General features: G+C 55.4%; 18 protein-coding genes. 8 read left to right on the top strand and 10 right to left on the bottom strand.

Features of this window, described 5'->3' with window-relative positions:
• The first annotated feature begins 1 nt into the window (after nucleotide 1).
• From arnC to arnF, 6 genes are read left to right on the top strand one after another with little or no spacing between them, the layout of a single operon-like run.
• The gene (gene arnC / locus ACLJTG_RS18195; protein WP_000458894.1) at nucleotides 2-985 is read left to right on the top strand and encodes an undecaprenyl-phosphate 4-deoxy-4-formamido-L-arabinose transferase; all 984 of its coding nucleotides are present in this window, start codon (nucleotides 2-4) and stop codon (nucleotides 983-985) included.
• Nucleotides 982-2,964, top strand: a complete 1,983-nt coding sequence (arnA, locus tag ACLJTG_RS18190; protein WP_000648753.1) for a bifunctional UDP-4-amino-4-deoxy-L-arabinose formyltransferase/UDP-glucuronic acid oxidase ArnA — start codon at nucleotides 982-984, stop codon at nucleotides 2,962-2,964. Before arnC ends, arnA begins: the two co-directional genes overlap by 4 nt.
• Nucleotides 2,961-3,860 (top strand): 4-deoxy-4-formamido-L-arabinose-phosphoundecaprenol deformylase, encoded by a 900-nt coding sequence (arnD, locus tag ACLJTG_RS18185; protein WP_000169766.1) that lies wholly within the window; start codon nucleotides 2,961-2,963, stop codon nucleotides 3,858-3,860. The genes arnA and arnD overlap by 4 nt, the downstream gene beginning before the upstream one ends.
• Nucleotides 3,857-5,503: a lipid IV(A) 4-amino-4-deoxy-L-arabinosyltransferase gene (arnT, locus tag ACLJTG_RS18180; protein WP_198898344.1), complete on the top strand. Its 1,647-nt coding sequence runs from the start codon at nucleotides 3,857-3,859 to the stop codon at nucleotides 5,501-5,503. The genes arnD and arnT overlap by 4 nt, the downstream gene beginning before the upstream one ends.
• On the top strand, nucleotides 5,500-5,835 hold the full coding sequence (gene arnE, locus ACLJTG_RS18175; protein WP_000579484.1) for a 4-amino-4-deoxy-L-arabinose-phosphoundecaprenol flippase subunit ArnE: 336 nt from the start codon (nucleotides 5,500-5,502) through the stop codon (nucleotides 5,833-5,835). Before arnT ends, arnE begins: the two co-directional genes overlap by 4 nt.
• Nucleotides 5,835-6,212, top strand: coding sequence for a 4-amino-4-deoxy-L-arabinose-phosphoundecaprenol flippase subunit ArnF (arnF, locus tag ACLJTG_RS18170; RefSeq protein ID WP_000538694.1), 378 nt, complete (start codon nucleotides 5,835-5,837; stop codon nucleotides 6,210-6,212). Before arnE ends, arnF begins: the two co-directional genes overlap by 1 nt.
• Here arnF and pmrD read toward each other — a convergent pair.
• The 9 genes from pmrD to ACLJTG_RS18125 all read right to left on the bottom strand — a co-directional run bounded on the left by pmrD (nucleotide 6,207) and on the right by ACLJTG_RS18125 (nucleotide 14,488).
• Nucleotides 6,207-6,464, bottom strand: a complete 258-nt coding sequence (gene pmrD, locus ACLJTG_RS18165) for a signal transduction protein PmrD (protein WP_000455132.1) — start codon at nucleotides 6,462-6,464, stop codon at nucleotides 6,207-6,209. The two genes, arnF and pmrD, sit on opposite strands and share 6 nt — an antisense overlap.
• A gap of 97 nt (nucleotides 6,465-6,561) precedes the next feature.
• Nucleotides 6,562-7,929: an o-succinylbenzoate--CoA ligase gene (gene menE, locus ACLJTG_RS18160; protein WP_000144666.1), complete on the bottom strand. Its 1,368-nt coding sequence runs from the start codon at nucleotides 7,927-7,929 to the stop codon at nucleotides 6,562-6,564.
• A complete protein-coding gene (menC, locus tag ACLJTG_RS18155; protein WP_001255560.1) occupies nucleotides 7,926-8,888 on the bottom strand; it encodes an o-succinylbenzoate synthase in 963 nt (320 codons plus the stop codon). The genes menE and menC overlap by 4 nt, the downstream gene beginning before the upstream one ends.
• On the bottom strand, nucleotides 8,888-9,745 hold the full coding sequence (menB, locus tag ACLJTG_RS18150) for a 1,4-dihydroxy-2-naphthoyl-CoA synthase (RefSeq protein WP_000640013.1): 858 nt from the start codon (nucleotides 9,743-9,745) through the stop codon (nucleotides 8,888-8,890). The genes menC and menB overlap by 1 nt, the downstream gene beginning before the upstream one ends.
• 14 nt (nucleotides 9,746-9,759) lie before the next feature.
• Complete coding sequence (gene menH, locus ACLJTG_RS18145) at nucleotides 9,760-10,518, bottom strand: 2-succinyl-6-hydroxy-2,4-cyclohexadiene-1-carboxylate synthase (protein ID WP_079951363.1); 759 nt, start codon at nucleotides 10,516-10,518, stop codon at nucleotides 9,760-9,762.
• A complete protein-coding gene (menD, locus tag ACLJTG_RS18140) occupies nucleotides 10,515-12,185 on the bottom strand; it encodes a 2-succinyl-5-enolpyruvyl-6-hydroxy-3-cyclohexene-1-carboxylic-acid synthase (protein ID WP_000116392.1) in 1,671 nt (556 codons plus the stop codon). Before menD ends, menH begins: the two co-directional genes overlap by 4 nt.
• Before the next feature lie 85 nt (nucleotides 12,186-12,270).
• Nucleotides 12,271-13,566 carry an isochorismate synthase MenF gene (gene menF / locus ACLJTG_RS18135; protein WP_000555674.1) on the bottom strand — a complete coding sequence of 432 codons (1,296 nt, stop codon included), beginning with the start codon at nucleotides 13,564-13,566 and terminating at the stop codon, nucleotides 12,271-12,273.
• Between the two features lie 100 nt (nucleotides 13,567-13,666).
• Complete coding sequence (elaB, locus tag ACLJTG_RS18130) at nucleotides 13,667-13,972, bottom strand: stress response protein ElaB (RefSeq protein WP_001519663.1); 306 nt, start codon at nucleotides 13,970-13,972, stop codon at nucleotides 13,667-13,669.
• Between the two features lie 54 nt (nucleotides 13,973-14,026).
• The gene (locus tag ACLJTG_RS18125) at nucleotides 14,027-14,488 is read right to left on the bottom strand and encodes a GNAT family N-acetyltransferase (RefSeq protein WP_079951364.1); all 462 of its coding nucleotides are present in this window, start codon (nucleotides 14,486-14,488) and stop codon (nucleotides 14,027-14,029) included.
• Nucleotides 14,489-14,548: 60 nt separating this feature from the next.
• Here ACLJTG_RS18125 and rbn point away from each other — a divergent pair, with 60 nt between their 5' ends.
• Together rbn and ACLJTG_RS18115 are read left to right on the top strand one after the other, a co-directional pair.
• On the top strand, nucleotides 14,549-15,466 hold the full coding sequence (gene rbn, locus ACLJTG_RS18120) for a ribonuclease BN (protein WP_000419093.1): 918 nt from the start codon (nucleotides 14,549-14,551) through the stop codon (nucleotides 15,464-15,466).
• A gap of 65 nt (nucleotides 15,467-15,531) precedes the next feature.
• Nucleotides 15,532-16,533 carry a chemotaxis protein gene (locus ACLJTG_RS18115; protein ID WP_000368560.1) on the top strand — a complete coding sequence of 334 codons (1,002 nt, stop codon included), beginning with the start codon at nucleotides 15,532-15,534 and terminating at the stop codon, nucleotides 16,531-16,533.
• 40 nt (nucleotides 16,534-16,573) lie between these two features.
• Here the strand turns inward: ACLJTG_RS18115 and ACLJTG_RS18110 are convergent, their stop codons facing one another.
• Nucleotides 16,574-18,355 carry a vWA domain-containing protein gene (locus tag ACLJTG_RS18110; RefSeq protein WP_058107577.1) on the bottom strand — a complete coding sequence of 594 codons (1,782 nt, stop codon included), beginning with the start codon at nucleotides 18,353-18,355 and terminating at the stop codon, nucleotides 16,574-16,576.
• Nucleotides 18,356-18,495: the final 140 nt, after the last annotated feature.

The raw sequence follows: 18,495 nt of genomic DNA, 5'->3' as shown, positions 1-18,495 counted from the left end.
CATGTTTGACGCCGCCCCCATAAAAAAAGTCTCGGTGGTTATTCCTGTCTATAACGAACAGGAAAGCCTGCCGGAATTGATAAGACGCACCACCACCGCCTGCGAGAGTCTGGGCAAAGCGTGGGAGATTTTATTGATAGATGATGGTAGCAGCGATAGCTCGGCGGAGCTGATGGTTAAGGCGTCCCAGGAGGCCGATAGCCATATCATCTCTATTTTACTCAACCGTAACTACGGTCAACATGCAGCAATTATGGCGGGGTTTAGCCATGTAAGCGGCGATCTCATCATTACGCTGGATGCCGATCTGCAAAACCCGCCGGAAGAGATCCCGCGCCTGGTGGCGAAAGCCGATGAAGGGTTCGATGTGGTAGGCACCGTGCGCCAGAACCGACAGGACAGCCTGTTTCGCAAATCGGCGTCAAAAATCATTAATCTGCTGATCCAGCGCACAACGGGCAAAGCGATGGGCGATTACGGCTGCATGTTACGCGCCTATCGCCGCCCTATTATCGATACCATGTTGCGCTGCCATGAACGCAGCACCTTTATCCCTATTCTGGCCAACATTTTCGCTCGTCGGGCTACCGAGATCCCGGTGCATCACGCTGAACGTGAATTTGGCGACTCTAAATACAGTTTTATGCGTCTCATTAACCTGATGTATGACCTGGTGACCTGCCTGACGACGACGCCGCTGCGCCTGTTGAGCCTGCTGGGCAGCGTTATCGCCATCGGCGGGTTTAGCCTGTCGGTATTGCTTATTGTACTTCGCCTGGCGCTGGGGCCGCAGTGGGCGGCGGAAGGCGTATTTATGCTCTTTGCCGTCCTGTTTACCTTCATCGGCGCGCAATTCATCGGTATGGGGCTGCTGGGCGAATACATTGGTCGCATTTATAACGATGTCCGCGCCCGCCCCCGCTATTTTGTTCAACAAGTTATCTACCCGGAAAGCACGTCGTTTACTGAGGAAAGTCACCAATGAAAGCCGTTATTTTTGCCTATCACGATATGGGATGTCAGGGCGTGCAGGCCGTACTGGATGCCGGGTATGACATTGCCGCGATTTTTACTCATGCCGACAATCCTGCGGAAAACACCTTTTTTGGCTCCGTCTCCCGGCTGGCGGCAGGATTAGGGATTCCGGTTTATGCGCCGGATAACGTAAATCATCCTATCTGGGTCGACCGCATCGCTGAGCTTGCGCCGGATATTATTTTTTCGTTCTATTACCGCAACCTGTTAAGCGAAGAAATTCTGCACCTCGCCCCGGCTGGCGCGTTCAATCTGCACGGTTCTCTATTGCCTGCCTATCGTGGCCGTGCGCCGCTAAACTGGGTTCTGGTTAACGGCGAAAGCGAAACGGGCGTAACGCTGCATCGTATGGTCAAACGTGCCGACGCCGGAGAGATTGTCGCCAGTCAACGCGTTGCTATTGCGCAGGACGATGTTGCGCTTACCCTGCATCATAAGCTATGCCAGGCCGCGCGCCAGTTGCTTAATAGCATCCTGCCCACCATGAAATGCGGCGATATACCTTCTGTTCCCCAGCGTGAGTCTGACGCTACGTATTATGGTCGCCGCAGGCCGGAAGATGGCCTTATCGACTGGCATAAACCGGTTTCCACTGTGCATAACCTGGTGCGGGCGGTAGCCGCCCCCTGGCCCGGCGCGTTCAGCTATAACGGCTCGCAAAAATTCACTATCTGGTCTTCCCGAATTTGTCCGGATGCGCAGGGCGCGCTTCCCGGCTCGGTAATTTCGGTCTCTCCGCTGCGGGTCGCCTGCGCTGATGGCGCGCTGGAGATTATTACCGGCCAGGCCGGAGACGGCATTACTGTACAGGGCTCGCAGCTTGCACAGACGCTTGGTCTGGTGGCGGGCGCGCGTTTGAACCGTCCACCAGCGACCAGCGGTAAACGTCGCATTCGCGTTCTCATCCTCGGCGTCAACGGTTTTATCGGCAATCATTTGACCGAACGGTTACTGAATGAAGAGAATTACGAGGTCTACGGTATGGATATCGGCAGCAACGCCATTAGCCGATTCCTGCTCCACCCTCGATTTCATTTCGTGGAGGGAGATATCAGCATCCACTCAGAATGGATCGAATATCATGTCAAAAAATGCGATGTCGTACTGCCGCTGGTAGCAATTGCAACCCCGATTGAATACACCCGCAACCCGCTGCGCGTCTTTGAACTTGATTTTGAAGAAAACCTGCGGATTATCCGTTATTGCGTGAAATACCGTAAACGCGTGGTTTTCCCGTCTACCTCTGAAGTGTACGGCATGTGTACGGACGCCTCTTTTGACGAGGACAAATCGAATCTGATCGTCGGGCCGGTGAATAAGCCACGCTGGATTTACTCCGTTTCCAAACAGCTTCTCGACCGGGTGATTTGGGCTTATGGCGAAAAAGAGGGATTGCGCTTCACGCTTTTCCGTCCCTTTAACTGGATGGGGCCGCGGCTGGATAGCCTGAACGCGGCGCGTATCGGCAGTTCACGCGCGATAACGCAGTTGATTCTGAACCTGGTAGAAGGGACGCCGATCAAGCTTATCGACGGTGGTCAGCAGAAGCGCTGTTTCACCGATATTCGCGATGGGATCGAAGCATTATTCCGCATTATTGTGAATGATGGCGATCGGTGCGATGGCAAAATCATTAATATCGGCAATCCTGACAACGAAGCCAGTATTCAGGAACTGGCGACGCTGTTGCTCGACAGTTTTGATAAGCATCCGCTGCGCTGCCATTTCCCACCGTTTGCCGGTTTCCAGGTCGTCGAAAGCCGTAGTTATTACGGCAAGGGTTATCAGGATGTCGCACACCGGAAACCCAGTATCGACAATGCCAGGCGCTGTCTGGGCTGGGAGCCGTCTATTGCGATGCGTGATACGGTTGAAGAAACGCTGGACTTCTTTCTGCGCAGCGTAGATGTCGCGGAACGCGCATCATGACGAAAGTCGGTTTACGCATTGATGTTGATACCTTGCGAGGAACGCGTGAAGGTGTTCCCCGGCTGCTGGCGACATTGCATCGCCACGGCGTTCAGGCCAGCTTTTTCTTCAGCGTCGGGCCGGACAATATGGGACGTCATCTTTGGCGTCTGATAAGACCGCGATTTTTATGGAAAATGCTACGTTCAAACGCCGCCTCGCTCTACGGTTGGGATATCCTGCTGGCCGGCACCGCCTGGCCGGGAAAAAATATCGGCAACGCTAATGCCGGGATTATTCGTGAAACGGCAACATACCATGAGACGGGACTACATGCCTGGGATCACCATGCGTGGCAGACTCACAGCGGCCACTGGAGTATCCGCCAGCTTGAAGAAGATATCGCGCGCGGCATAACGGCGCTTGAGGCCATTATCGGAAAACCCGTCACCTGCTCAGCCGCGGCCGGCTGGCGAGCGGATGGGCGCGTTGTTCGTGCGAAAGAGCCGTTCAACCTGAGGTATAACAGCGATTGCCGTGGAACCACCTTATTCCGTCCGCTACTGATGCCGGGCCAGACAGGGACGCCGCAAATCCCGGTCACCTTACCCACATGGGATGAGGTTATCGGCCCCGCCGTTCAGGCGCAGTCGTTCAATACCTGGATTATCTCCCGTATGTTGCAGGACAAAGGCACGCCGGTATATACCATCCATGCGGAAGTCGAAGGTATTGTCCATCAGCCGCTGTTTGAAGATTTGCTCGTTCGTGCACGTGACGCGGGGATCACCTTTTGTCCTCTGGGCGAACTGCTGCCGACATCGCCTGAGTCTCTGCCGTTGGGGCAAATTGTACGTGGGCACATCCCTGGCCGTGAAGGTTGGCTGGGGTGCCAACAGGCAGCGAGCGCCTCATGATGAAATCGATACGCTATTATCTGGCTTTCGCCGCATTTATCGCGCTCTACTATGTTATTCCTGTCAATAGCCGCCTGCTCTGGCAGCCGGATGAAACGCGCTATGCCGAAATAAGTCGGGAGATGCTGGCGTCTGGCGACTGGATCGTGCCGCATTTTCTGGGATTACGTTATTTTGAAAAACCGATAGCCGGTTACTGGATAAACAGTCTGGGTCAGTGGCTTTTTGGCGCTACCAATTTTGGCGTGCGGGCCGGCGCTATTTTAACGACATTGCTGGCCGCAGCGCTGGTGGCGTGGCTGACGTTCCGCTTATGGCGGGATAAACGTACCGCGTTGCTCGCCTCCGTTATCTTTCTCTCCCTCTTTGCCGTTTACAGTATCGGGACGTATGCGGTACTCGACCCGATGATCGCCCTTTGGCTTACGGCCGGGATGTGTTGTTTCTGGCAGGGGATGCAGGCCACGACCCGAACGGGCAAGATTGGGATGTTTTTGCTACTGGGCGCAACCTGCGGTCTGGGTGTATTAACTAAAGGCTTCCTCGCCCTGGCCGTACCGGTGGTGAGCGTGCTGCCGTGGGTCATTGTTCAGAAACGCTGGAAGGACTTTTTGCTTTACGGCTGGCTGGCGGTCTTGAGCTGCTTTGTGGTTGTCCTTCCCTGGGCGATCGCCATTGCGCGACGCGAAGCCGATTTCTGGCATTACTTTTTCTGGGTGGAGCATATCCAGCGATTCGCCATGAGCGATGCCCAGCATAAAGCCCCTTTCTGGTACTATCTGCCGGTACTGCTCGCGGGAAGTTTACCGTGGCTGGGGTTACTGCCTGGCGCGCTTAAACTGGGCTGGCGCGAGCGAAACGGCGCATTCTATTTGCTCGGATGGACGATCATGCCGCTTCTCTTTTTCAGTATTGCGAAAGGGAAACTGCCCACCTATGTTCTTTCCTGTTTCGCACCGATAGCGATACTCATGGCGCGCTTCGTCCTGCATAACGTAAAAGAAGGCGTCGCCGCGCTACGTGTCAACGGCGGGATCAACCTGGTGTTCGGGTTAGTCGGGATCGTCGCAGCGTTTGTCGTCTCCTCATGGGGCCCGCTGAAATCGCCGGTGTGGACGCATATCGAAACCTATAAAGTTTTTTGCGTCTGGGGCGTCTTTACTGTTTGGGCGTTTGTGGGCTGGTATAGCCTCTGTCATAGCCAACAATACCTATTACCCGCGTTTTGTCCGCTGGGACTGGCGCTGCTGTTCGGCTTTTCCGTCCCCGACAGGGTGATGGAGTCCAAACAGCCACAGTTTTTTGTCGAAATGACCCAGGCGCCTTTGGCATCAAGCCGCTATATTCTTGCCGACAGCGTGGGCGTCGCCGCCGGGCTGGCCTGGAGTCTGAAACGAGACGATATTATGCTCTACGGACACGCGGGCGAACTCAGGTATGGTCTTAGCTATCCTGATGTACAGAATAAATTCGTTAAAGCCGACGATTTTAACGCCTGGCTCAACCAGCATCGTCAGGAGGGCATTATTACGCTAGTACTTTCAATAGACAAAGACGAAGACATCAGCGCTCTTTCCCTTCCCCCTGCGGACAATGTTGATTATCAGGGGCGTCTGGTGTTAATTCAGTATCGGCCTAAATGATCGGCATCGTTCTGGTGCTTGCCAGTCTGCTCAGCGTTGGCGGTCAGCTCTGCCAGAAGCAAGCGACACGGCCATTGACGACGGGCGGACGCCGCCGTCACTTGATGCTGTGGCTGGGCCTGGCGCTGATATGCATGGGTGCAGCGATGGTGCTGTGGCTGCTGGTGCTACAAACCCTGCCGGTGGGAATTGCTTACCCGATGTTGAGTCTGAATTTTGTCTGGGTCACGCTGGCGGCCTGGAAAATCTGGCATGAACAGGTTCCGCCCCGCCACTGGTTGGGCGTCGCATTAATTATCAGCGGCATTATCATTCTGGGGAGTGCGGCATAATGGGCGTAATGTGGGGACTGATAAGCGTTGCGATTGCCTCCCTCGCCCAGTTGAGTTTAGGATTCGCCATGATGCGACTGCCATCGATAGCGCATCCACTGGCGTTTATTTCCGGGCTGGGCGCATTTAATGCCGCGACCCTGGCGCTATTCGCCGGTTTGGCGGGGTATCTGGTTTCCGTCTTCTGCTGGCAGAAAACATTACACACGCTCGCGCTCAGCAAAGCCTATGCGCTGCTGAGTCTCAGTTATGTGCTTGTCTGGGTAGCCTCAATGTTGTTACCCGGTTTGCAAGGCGCTTTCAGCCTAAAAGCGATGCTCGGCGTATTGTGCATTATGGCGGGGGTAATGCTGATTTTTCTGCCCGCCAGATCATGATGGCTTGCGCGTCAACCGCTGCCATTCGTCGCAGGAATAACAGCGTGCATCAACGATTTTTAAGGTCTGGTGTTTTTCCCGATTAATACAATACTGCGCATCCTGTAAAGGCGACAGGATATCGCCGGGACTCAGTAATATCATGGAATTCGCCTCGGCGATCATTTTTAGCGAACCGCCGCTATCGCACAGCACCAGAACATGGCACGCCCTCTTTTTGACATAATGCGATTTCTTAACCAACCATTCCATAGCGCCCCCGTTTCACGCTGATTGTTCATAACACGTTACACATCAACGGATAAACAAAACGGCAATAGCGATGGAATGGTTGTATATTAACCTAACATTAATTTTTACAGATCTTACACACCCACTGCTGGAGCGCACGGCGAGATATTTTAATCCCTCCGTTTTTCAGTTCTGACGGCAGCGTCAACCAGCGAACCGGCTGTTGAAAACGCGCCAGCTTATCGCGAACCCATTCAGCGAGGTTCACGTCTCCGGCCTGCGATGCATACTCCACAACCGCAACGGGACGATGGCCAAACTCTTTATCTTCTACCGGCACGACAAAGGCTTGTTGCACCAGCGGATGCGCGTTAATAACGCGTTCGACTTCCTCCGGCTGAATGCCTTCGCCGCCGCTAAAGAACAGGTTGTCCAGCCGCCCGGCGATGGTTAGCCTGCCGTGGTTCAGCTCGCCGCGATCGCGCGTGGCAAACCAGCCTTCGTCATTAACCAGCGGGATCAGTTTGCCATCACGCCAGTAACCTTCCGCCATACTGGCGGCGCGCAGCCAGACTTCATTATCGACGATTCTGATCTCTCTGCCGGGAAGCGGCGCGCCCACATCATCCGAACCATCGGCCTCTTTGGCGCATACCGTAGACGCGAACTCCGTGAGCCCATACCCGCACCAGCAGCGAATCCCTTGTTTGCTGGCCTGGTCGGTGAGTTCAACCGGAATCACCGCGCCGCCGAGCAAAACGGCTTTCAGCGTCACCGCCGCCCGATTCGCCAGCAACCGCCATAGCTGCGTCGGCACCAGCGAAGCATGAGTACACCCTGCCAGCATCTGCTCCAGCGGTTGCTTATCGCGTACCGTCATGCGCGCCCCGGCGAAGAGCCAGCGCCACATAATACCCTGCCCAGATACATGAAACAGCGGCAGCGATAGCAGCCAGTCATCCTGAGGGCCAAACGGCATTAGCGAAAGCACTCCCTGCGCGCTGGCAAGATGCGCCTGGCACGTATGTACGGCCGCTTTTGGCAATCCTGTGGAACCCGATGTCAGCGTCATGGAAACCAGACGCTGCGGTTGCCAGTCCACAGCATACGCCGCTGTGCTCTTTTGTATCTGCAACGCGGTTAATCCGGAAAACGCGTTTTCGCCTTCCAGTGTCAGCGCAAAACGCAGCGTTAACTTCGGCACCAGCGCCTCCAGCAACGTCTGGGGCAACTGCGGATTGACGGGCAGAACCCGCGCGCCGCACTGCATCAGCGCAAGCCATGCCAACAGAGTGCGCGGCTGATTCCCGGCGCGCAGCAGGACACCGTCGCCCTCGCGTACGCCCTGCGCGGCAAACCCGCCCGCCAGCGCATCAATACGCTCACAGAGGGCGCGCCAGCTTAGCACTTCATCGTTCAGGCGCAGAGCGGGCGCCTGACTGCGAACCTGACGCCAGTGGCGCCACGGCCAGTCCGTGAATGTCATAACAGTCGTTCCAGCTCATCACGCTTCAGACAAGGCAACGCGCTACCGGGCCAGGGGCGAATCTGTTGCGCCTGCATCAGATGCAAGGTATCCAGTCCAGGCAGCGTTCCCGGCGTCAACCAGGCGGCAATCCGCGCCAGTTGCGTCAGGCCGAGGCTGGACTCGATCGAAGAGCTGATGACCGCCGTCAGTCCCAACGCATGGGCGGCAGCGACTTGCTCACGCACTTTATCAAGCGATCCGGTCAGCGTAGGTTTGATAACCACAGCCCTGACGCCCTCTTCGGCTTCAAAGGTGAAATCCGCTTCGCGCAGACTTTCGTCCCAGGCAATCGCGATGCCGGTTTCACGGGCAAAGGCGCGGGAATCATCCCGCGTCTTACACGGTTCTTCGAGAAAGGCGATACGAGCGCGGTAATCCGGATTAACATACTTTGCGAACTGTTGGGCTTTTAGCGGCGTCCAGGCGCGATTCGCATCCAGACGCAGATGCAGATCCGGGATCGCCTCCAGCAGCAAATTAACCACCATGCCGTCGCGTACCGCTTCATAAAGACCCACTTTGACCTTAGCGATTTTCTCGCCGGGCATATCGGCAAGCCGCAGCACCAAATCGTCAGGATCGCCAGTGCATAACGGCGCAGCGCGATAGTCCGCCGCCTCCGGCAATACGCCTGTCAGTTCCGCCAGCGCGCAGCTTGCGCCAAACGCGACCGAAGGCATCTCGGGTAATCCCTCGCTCCCCTGAAGCCAGTCGTTCACCCACGTCAGGAGCGCCGTCTGCGCCTCTTCCCACGTTTCCTGACTGAAGCCCGGCAGCGGAGAGATCTCTCCCCATCCCTCACGCTCGCCGTCACGCAGACAAACATACAGCCCGTCGCGAGTTTTTAACCGCCTGTCGCGCAGAACCACCCCCGCGTCCATGGGGATCTGCCAGCGGTATACCTGCGCGCTACGCATTATGGGTTCCGTTTGAATTTGCTGAAGTCAGGCTGACGCTTCTGGTTAAAGGCGTTACGGCCTTCCTGCCCTTCTTCCGTCATGTAGAACAGCATGGTAGCGTTGCCCGCCAGCTCCTGCAGCCCGGCCTGACCGTCACAATCGGCATTCAGCGCCGCTTTCAGGCAACGCAGCGCCATCGGACTGTTTTGCAACATTTCGCGGCACCAGCGCACGGTCTCTTTTTCCAGATCCGCCAGCGGCACAACGGTGTTAACCAGCCCCATATCCAGCGCCTGTTGCGCATCGTACTGGCGGCACAGGAACCAGATTTCACGCGCTTTCTTCTGACCAACGATACGCGCCATATACGAAGCGCCCCAGCCGCCGTCAAAGGAGCCGACTTTCGGACCGGTCTGGCCGAAGATGGCGTTTTCGGCCGCGATGGTCAGGTCGCACATCATGTGCAGCACATGACCACCGCCGATGGAGTAACCCGCGACCATCGCGACAACCGGTTTTGGACAGGTGCGAATCTGGCGCTGAAAGTCCAGCACGTTCAGGTGATGCACGCCGGAGTCATCCTGATAACCGCCGTAATCGCCGCGCACCTTCTGGTCGCCGCCCGCGCAAAACGCTTTATCGCCTTCGCCGGTCAGAATAATCACGCCCACGTTGTCGTCGTAACGGGCATCCGCCAGCGCCTGAATCATCTCTTTGACGGTCAACGGACGAAATGCATTGCGCACCTGCGGACGATTAATGGTGATTTTTGCAATACCGTCGGTGGATTTTTCATAACGAATGTCGGTGTAACCCTCCGAGCAGTCGTGCCATTCTACCGGTGCGTAAAGCATTGTTTCATCAGGATAGATCATAGTGTGTCCTTTAGTCAGAGACGCAGAATCTGAGCCAGACTGTCTACCACGCCAGCGGGGTTTTCCCGATGTGCGTTGTGTCCGGCGTTACGAATGACATGGCATGTCGCCGCCACTTCCTGCGCCAGGGCGCGGAATTTGCTGTCGCGTTCGCCACATAAATAATAAAACGGAAATGCCAGCGCGTTGAGCGCCTCGCGTAAATCCGGCTGGGCGGCAAGCGATGTCGCCTCCAGCATCGCAGCCAGCGTTTCGCCGTTATTCTGGCTACGCAGCGCCGTCAGCGCCTGCCTTTGCTGCGCCGTCAGCGAGGCGAACACCGGCTGCTGATACCAGTCGTGAAAAACCTCAGTCAAGGGTTCATGACGAAAACGCTCTGCCCAGCGCCCGTCGGACAATCGTCTTTCAGCGCGCGCCTGTTCATTTTGCAGCCCCGGATGACCGCCTTCGACCACCAGGCCGCACAGGCCTGGTATTCCCTGGCAAGCTGCCATCATCGCCACCCGGCCGCCAAGGGAGTATCCCACCAACCAAAACTTTAGTATGTTGTAACTAATTAACGTAGCGCGCAGTAATCTGATGACATCGGCAAATCCGCCGACCGGAATAGCCGTAGATCCGCCATGTCCCGGTAAGTCAATATAGAGCCGCGAACAACCGTGAAACTGTTCGCCAACCGGCTGCCATTCGCGGCAATCGCCAGAAAAACCGTGCAGGAAAACCAGCGAGGGCGCCCCAGGCTGTCCGGGCATGTGCTGCGCGTGCAACATCATAGATGGCTTACCTGGGCCAAAAGTTGCTGCAACGTCTGCGCGCCGTCCGTATCGTTTACCACCAGCTCAATCACCGTTGTCGCCGGGGTTCGCCACGCGCCAGCCAGCGCAGACTCCAGTTCTTCCCAGTTTTCCGGGCGATGATAGCGCAGGTTAAACATGGCGGCCGCATGGTCAAAATGGACGTTTTGCGGCATCAAATAAAAGCGCTCACGTTTGCTTTGCGGCGTCGGCAGCAGGGAAAAGATCTGCCCGCCGTTATTGTTGACCACAATCAACACAAACGGCGCGGATACCTGACGTAGTAACGCCAGCGCGTTAAGATCGTACAGCGCGGATAAATCGCCGACGATAGCCAGCGTCGATTTGGCGCTGGCGCGCTGCACGCCTGCCGCCGTGGAAAGCAGGCCGTCAATGCCGCTCGCCCCACGATTGCTGTATACCGGATAGCCAGCCGGCAACTGTGACAGCGCGTCGATCAGACGCACCACCAGACTATTGCCCACGAACAATTGCCCCTGCTCCGGCAGATAGTCGCGGATACGGTGCGCCAGCTGCGCTTCGCCAAAGGTGTCTCGCTGCGCGACCACCCGTTGCCACGCCAGTTCCGCCAGACGCGGGATCTCTACACACCACGGTTTACGTTTTTCCGCCGGATGCAGTTCCAGCCAGTCGGCGATTTTCGCTACCAGTCTGCGTCCACGATGGTGCGCAGGGTCCAGACGACCTTCAATATTGTCGATTACCCAGTACTCTTCCGGCTCGCAGGTTGCCTGCCATTGCAGTAAGCGTTTTCCGGTAAGGCTACTGCCAAGCTGGACGACAATTTGCGCCTGCTGCAGTTCGGTCACCGCTTTGGCGTTGCCGAGCCACAGGTCGGCGCACGGCAGCGGCTGCCCGGTTTGCGACAATACGTCGCCAATTAATGGCCATCCCAGAGTTTGCGCCCACTGCGCCACTTTTTTGCCTTCTTCTGCGCTCATACGCCCGGCGACGACAACGCCGCGTTTTTGTCGCCAGAAGAACCAGTCGCGCTGTTTGTCGCTTTCCAGTCGACGCGCTTCGCGCAGCCAGGGTTTTTCATCCTGCCACCAGTCGCCGAGACGCTGCTGCCAGACCAGACCGGTGTCATTCATATCGCCATACAGCGGTTCGGCAAAAGGACAGTTAATGTGCAGCGCGCCCGCATGAAGCATGGCGAGCGCATTGTCGATGGTCGACACCAGCCAGCGCGCCGGAATGTCCTGCGTGGGACGCGGCAACGACAAAGTTTGGGAGGGGTGCGAGGCAAACATCCCCGCCTGACGGATCGCCTGGTTGGCGCCGCAGTCAATCAGCTCCGGCGGGCGATCGGCGGTAAGTAAAATGAGCTTCTCGCCCGTCAGCCCCGCCTCAATCAGCGCCGGATAGAGGTTCGCCACGGCGGTACCTGAAGTGACAATAACGGCAACCGGCTGTTGACTGACTTTCGCCAGCCCTAACGCCAGATGACCAAGCCCACGCTCATCAAAGTGCGTATGGTGAATAAAAGCAGGATTCTCTGCCGCCGCCAACGTGAGCGGCGTGGAACGGGAACCAGGGGCGATACAAACATGCCTGACGCCATGACGGGTTAAGGCTTCCAGGATGACCGCCGCCCAGCGCCGGTTAAATGCACTTACTGACATGAGTTTGTCCGGTATCAATCATTGGGACTAAGTATAAAGAGCTGCAAAAATGGATTATTGATATGGGTCGGGAATATGTGACTCATTACGCATCCATCTGCAATAAGGTACGTAACCCGGCCGCTTTATTATCTATTTCCTGCCATTCCTGTTCCGGATCGGAGCCGCGGACGATTCCCGCGCCGGCATACAATCGCACCACATTGGCCGTCACTTTGGCTGAACGTAACGTCACGCAAAACTCACTTTGCCGCGTGGAGAGATAGCCTGCCGACCCGGCATACCATTCACGTTCGAACGGCTCATGTTGTTCTATAAAACAACGCGCGGGTTCACGAGGGATCCCGGCGACCGCTGCGGTAGGCTGTAACTGGTGCAGGCAGAGCGTGTCGTCCGCCTGATTAAGCGCCGTCCAGATACAGCGGCGCAAATGCTGTACCTTGCGCAGTCTGAGCACCTGCGGCGGCAGCACATCCAGCGAGTGGGTGCAGTTTTGCAGTCGCTGGCAGATGTCTTCGACAACCAGCATATTTTCTCGCTGGTTTTTATCGTCTTTCATTAACCATTCGCCAAGCTGCCAGGCTTTATGGTTATCCGGATGGTTCGCCACCGTCCCGGCCAGCGCTTCGGTACGCAGCGCCGTTTCACGCCGCCGCCAGAGCCGCTCCGGCGATGATCCCAAAAAGGCGGTATCGGCGGAAAAAGCCATAAAAAAGTGGTAGCAGTTGAGATTTAAACGACGACTGGACGCCATCATCGCGGCGGCATTGACCGGACGGGAGAATTGTAAGTCGGTGGCCCGCGCCAGCACAACTTTATCAAACGCCTCTTGCGCAATGGTGTGGGTGGCCTGCTGAATCAGCTTCACCCAACCGTCTTTGTCCGGCCAGTGTTGTTCGCTCGTGAGCGAAAGGCGTAGCGCCGGAACAGGCTTAATGCCGACCAGAGAAGCGAGAAACGCTTTCGCCTGGCGCGCATCATCGCGTAGCGAAACGTCACTGTGCAGATGTAAGCGTAAGGTCGCCGTACCCCCGCTACGTCGCCACTCCAGCCGCGGCAGCAATAAGTAGCCCTCTTTCGGCTCGAACGCATTCAGCCCCCAAATACGCAGGTCAGGCTGCGCGTGCTGACGTAAAAACCGTTGCGCCAGATCGAGCGATGAAAAAACGGTGATGGCCCCGAGAACGGCAGCTTCTTCGTCGCCATTGCGCTGTTGCCAGTAGAATTGCGGAAAGGATGACTGGCTGGCCAGCCAGCTCAATGCATCGAAGGCATCGTTTAAAGGGAAAGGCGCATCGAAAACGCAAAGCCCTGGCGTCGCCGGTATCTCTTGCGATAGCTGACGCGTCAGATTTTCCAGCGCAGTAGTAATAGAATGCACGCGGACCCTCCCTGTTAAAAACCCCACATTATACGGGGTACTGCCCTAAAAAAGCAGTACCTCATTTAGGGAGGGTTGCAATTCTGTTCAGTGGGGGGATTTAGCGCCGCGCCAGCAGCAGTCCAAGTACCAGTCCTACCGCCGCGCCTACGCCAATACCCTGCCAGGGTTTTTCATGAACGTAGTCATCCGCTTTATAAACGGCCTGCTTTGCCCGGTAATAATAGCTATCCGACGCATGGCTTACGCGGTTTTTCACCTCTTCCAGCGCTTGTTCCGCGCGGGCTTTCAGCTCAATGTATTTTTGATCGGCGGGATCGCCTGAGGAACGTAAAATCTCTTCCAGCGTTTCGCTGAGCAAAGTCAGATCATCATCAACACGTGATTCACCAAATTGATATGACATTCTCATTCTCCGTTGTGTTAACACCTGCTCCTAACTATAGTCAACGGTTTCGGTTTATGCCTGATGAACCTCCCGCGCCATTCCCCGGTGCGGAATGCCGTCTTCGTCATAAACATCGGTAACCGGAATAAAACCAAACCGCGCATAAAAAGGTTCTAGATGCGCCTGCGCCCCCAGATATAGCGGCTTATCCGACCAGTGCCGCCCACAAGATTCCAGCGTTTTCGCCATTAATTGCTGGCCCAGTTTCGCCCCTCGCCAGGCATCGCTGACGATCACCCGGCCAATGACAACCGGGTCTGATTCGTTATCGCTTTTCAGAATCCTCGCATACGCCACCAGCTCATCCTGATGCCAGCCCAGAATATGCCGATTGTCGCCGACTAAATCATCGCCATCCACATCCAGGTAAGGACAGCGCTGTTCTACCACAAAGACCGCGCAGCGCAATTTGAGTAACGCGTAAAGTTGAGGAACGGTAAGTTCGCTATGGTGGAGATCCTGCCAGTCAATCATGATGCGCTCCTGTGTTGTGGTAATCTTGGGTTAAACGATAACCAAACATGTATGGACAAGATGGAATTAATTTTTTTAGGTACGTCCGCAGGCGTTCCCACGCGCTCACGCAATGTAACGGCAATTTTATTACATCTGCAACATCCAACGCAGCCGGGAGTATGGCTTTTTGATTGCGGCGAAGGGACACAGCATCAAATGCTTAATACCGCGTTTCATCCCGGTAAGCTTGAGCGCATTTTTATCAGCCATCTTCACGGCGATCATCTGTTTGGCCTGCCGGGTCTGCTATGCAGCCGGTCGATGGCGGGGAACCCCCATCCGCTAACCGTATACGGGCCTCAAGGCGTGCGTGAGTTTATTGCAACCACACTGCGTCTTAGCGGTTCATGGACCGATTTTCCGTTGCAAATTGAAGAAATTAGCGCAGGCGATATTCTTGACGACGGTCTGCGTAAAGTGACCGCGTTCAGGCTGGAGCATCCACTGGAGTGCTACGGATATCGCGTTGTTGAACATGACAAGCCTGGCGCGCTGAATGCCAGGGCGTTAAAAGCCGCAGGCGTTACGCCCGGCCCGCTGTTTCAGGCGTTGAAGGCAGGAAAAACCGTCACGCTTGCCGATGGAAGGCAGATCAATGGCGCCGACTACCTTGCTCCCGCCGTGGCCGGGAAATCAGTGGCGATTTTCGGCGATACCGCGCCCTGCGAGGCCGCCCTCGCGCTGGCGCAAGGTGTGGATGTGATGGTCCATGAAACCACGCTGGATGCGTCAATGGAGGAGAAAGCCAACGCTCGCGGACACAGCTCCACCCGTCAAACCGCGACGCTGGCGCGGGAAGCTGCCGTTGGTCGGCTGATCATGACCCATATTAGCTCACGCTATGACGATAAAGGCTGTCAGCGCTTACTGGCGGAATGCCGCGCTATTTTCCCGGCGACGGAACTGGCTTACGATTTTTCTGTTTTCCCGGTTTAGCGCTCCATTTTTTGTCCTCATTGCCGATAACACTAAAAAAGGCAGGCTTTCATAATGAGGTTAGGATGGACAATTTTCAGAAAGATATTGATGACAGGGCCAATTTAACCCTGTCCAACCGTTTTGAGCTGCTGTTATTCCGTCTTGGTACATCGCTGCATGAACAGAAGTCAGAGCTGTTCGGCATCAATGTATTTAAGCTGCGCGAAATCGTACCAATGCCCGCCTTTACGCGCCCGGCAGGCATGAAAGCGCCGCTATTGGGCATGGTCAATATTCGGGATCAGGTCATTCCAGTGATTGATTTGCCAGCGGTAGCGGGCTGCAAGCCGGAAACCGGGCTGAATATTTTGCTGATCACCGAATATGCGCGCAGCGTACAGGCATTTGCCGTCGAGTCGGTGGAAAATATTATGCGTCTTGACTGGCAACAGGTGCATACCGCCGAGAAAGCCGTCAACGGTCGCTACATCACCAGTATTGCCTGCCTGGATGACAACAAAGAAACCAACAACCTGGCGCTGGTGCTCGACGTTGAGCAGATCCTTTATGATATTGTCCCCTCCAGCCACGATCTGCGCGCCACCAATCTGAAGACCAATAAATTTTATATTACCCCTGGCGCGGTAGCCATTGTGGCGGAAGACTCCAAAGTCGCCCGCGCGATGCTGGAAAAAGGGCTGAACGCGATGGGAATTCCGCATCAGATGCATGTGACCGGCAAGGATGCATGGGAGAGAATCCAGCAACTGGCGCAGGAAGCGGAGGCCGAAGGTAAGCCAATTAGCGAGAAAATCGCGCTGGTCCTGACAGATCTTGAGATGCCGGAGATGGATGGCTTTACGTTAACGCGTAAAATTAAAACCGATGAACGGCTGAAAAAGATCCCGGTCGTTATTCACTCTTCCCTTTCCGGCAGCGCCAACGAAGATCATATACGTAAAGTGCAGGCCGACGGCTACGTGGCCAAGTTTGAGATTAACGAACTCTCTTCGGTCATTCAGGAAGTGCTGGAGCGCGCAGCAACAAACAGCCAGGGACCACTGATCAGCCGCAAAAGCGCCTGACGTAACAGGGGATGCCTACAGTACAGGCATCCCCTGACGCTTAGTGAGACAAGCCTTCCGCCAGTTTTACCAGTTTAATAAACTCCGCGCGATAGCCTTGTCTATCTTCCCCGCGCGCCTGTTCACCCCATTTAATAATTTGCGGCCAGGTCGTATCTGCCAGCGTTTCTGAGCCACGCAGTTTTTGCCCGAAAGCCGCTACCGCCGCGCGGAAACGAAAATCTTCAGAGGCGTCAGCAAAGATCGGCATTTTTCCCATAACGACCGGGAACTCGGCTAATGTACTTTCGCTGCCCTGCGGCGCTTTCCAGCGCAATTTGATCCACGCCAGCTCGCTTGATTTTGTTGGCTTTGAGGCGGCTTTGTCCTGAGCGTAGCGCAGTTTATCCACCGAGGCTTTCTGCCCGTTAAGCGTCAGTTCAAAGAATAGCGTGACGTGTTTACCCGCGCCGATATCACCGGCATCAACCTTATCGTTATTGAAATCCTCGTCGCGCAGTTGGCGTTTTTCATAACCAATCTGCCGGTACTCAGTCACCCACTGCGGATTAAATTCGATTTGCGATTTTACATCTTTGGCAACGGTGACCAGCGTTTGATGCATTTCATCCTTGAGGACTTTTTGCGCCTCGGAGAGGGAGTCGATGTAGCTGTAATTGCCGTTACCCACATCAGCAATTCTCACCATCATGGCTTCGTTGAAATTGTCATCGCCGACGCCCAGCGTAGATAAGGTAATACCTTTCTCGCGCTCTTTTTTTACCAGCGCTTCGATGTCTTTGGGATCGGTAATACCGAGGTTAAAATCACCGTCGGTGGTCAACAAAATGCGGTTAACGCCGCCTTTGATAAACCCTTTTTCGGCCTGCTCGTAGGCTAGTCGTAATCCCGCTTCACCACCGGTACTCCCGTAAGCATCCAGATTATCAATTGCCGCTTTAATCGCGGTTGTGTTATTTCCCGCTGTAGACGCAAGCGCGACGTGAGTGCCGCCCGCGTAGGTCACAATCGTGATGTTATCCTGCGCACGCAGATCGTTCACCAACAGTTTTAGCGCCGACCGGATCAACGGCAGGCGTTCCGCTGGCTGCATAGAGCCGGAAGTATCAATGAGAAAAACCAGGTTGGCAGGTGGCAGATCTCTGGTCTGCATGTCCCGGGCCTGAACATCAACTTTTAATAGCGTACGCTGCGCGTTCCACGGCGAGGGAGCCAGTTCGTATTTAACCGCAAATGGCATCGGTATACAGGCCGCAATGGGTTTAGTGTTATCCTGCTTATCCGCAACGGGCTGAGGCGCGGGAAAATAATTGAGCATCTCTTCTACCCGCACGGCTTCCGGCGGCGGCAGTTGTCCCTGATTCAGAAAGCGCCGCACGTTAGCGTAGCTGCCAGTGTCTACATCCAGACTAAACGTGGCGAGCGGCGCCTGACTTACCTGTTTAATCGGATTTTCATCGTAGTGTTCGTAACGCGCGGTCCCCATTACATTACCGCCTTGTGCAGCGAACGCTTTTGGTGCCGCGGCACGTGTCTGCATTACATATTGCGGTGCTTCGGCTGTTGCCAGAGATGCCGCTTTGGCATCTGCCAGGGCTTTGGCTTCAGCATATTCGGCTGCTTTTTTCGCAGCCTGTTGGGCGGCCTCGGCTTGTCTTTTCTGGACAGTGTCATCCCCGGCCTGAGCGCTATTTTCTTTCTGGATAGTCCGCTTCTGTTTTAACTCAGCCGGATTATTTCCCTGCGGGTCGGAGGGCTCCGGCCCACAGCCCGAGAGAATAACCCCACCCAACAACAGCATTAATGTTTTTCCGTTAAGCATACAAATTCCTTTTCAATTATATTCGGGTAATTCTCTGCAGATGTCCTGCATTATATTCCGCTTTACTTTTATTATCAGCATGACGAAAGTAGAAAATAATTTTACCTGCGTTAATAGCCACCAATAATAAAAAAGATAAT

The organism is Salmonella sp. SAL00672 (assembly GCF_046552175.1).
In the GTDB taxonomy this organism is placed as follows: Bacteria; Pseudomonadota; Gammaproteobacteria; order Enterobacterales; family Enterobacteriaceae; genus Salmonella; species Salmonella enterica.
This window is presented reverse-complemented; position numbering and strand designations above follow the sequence as displayed.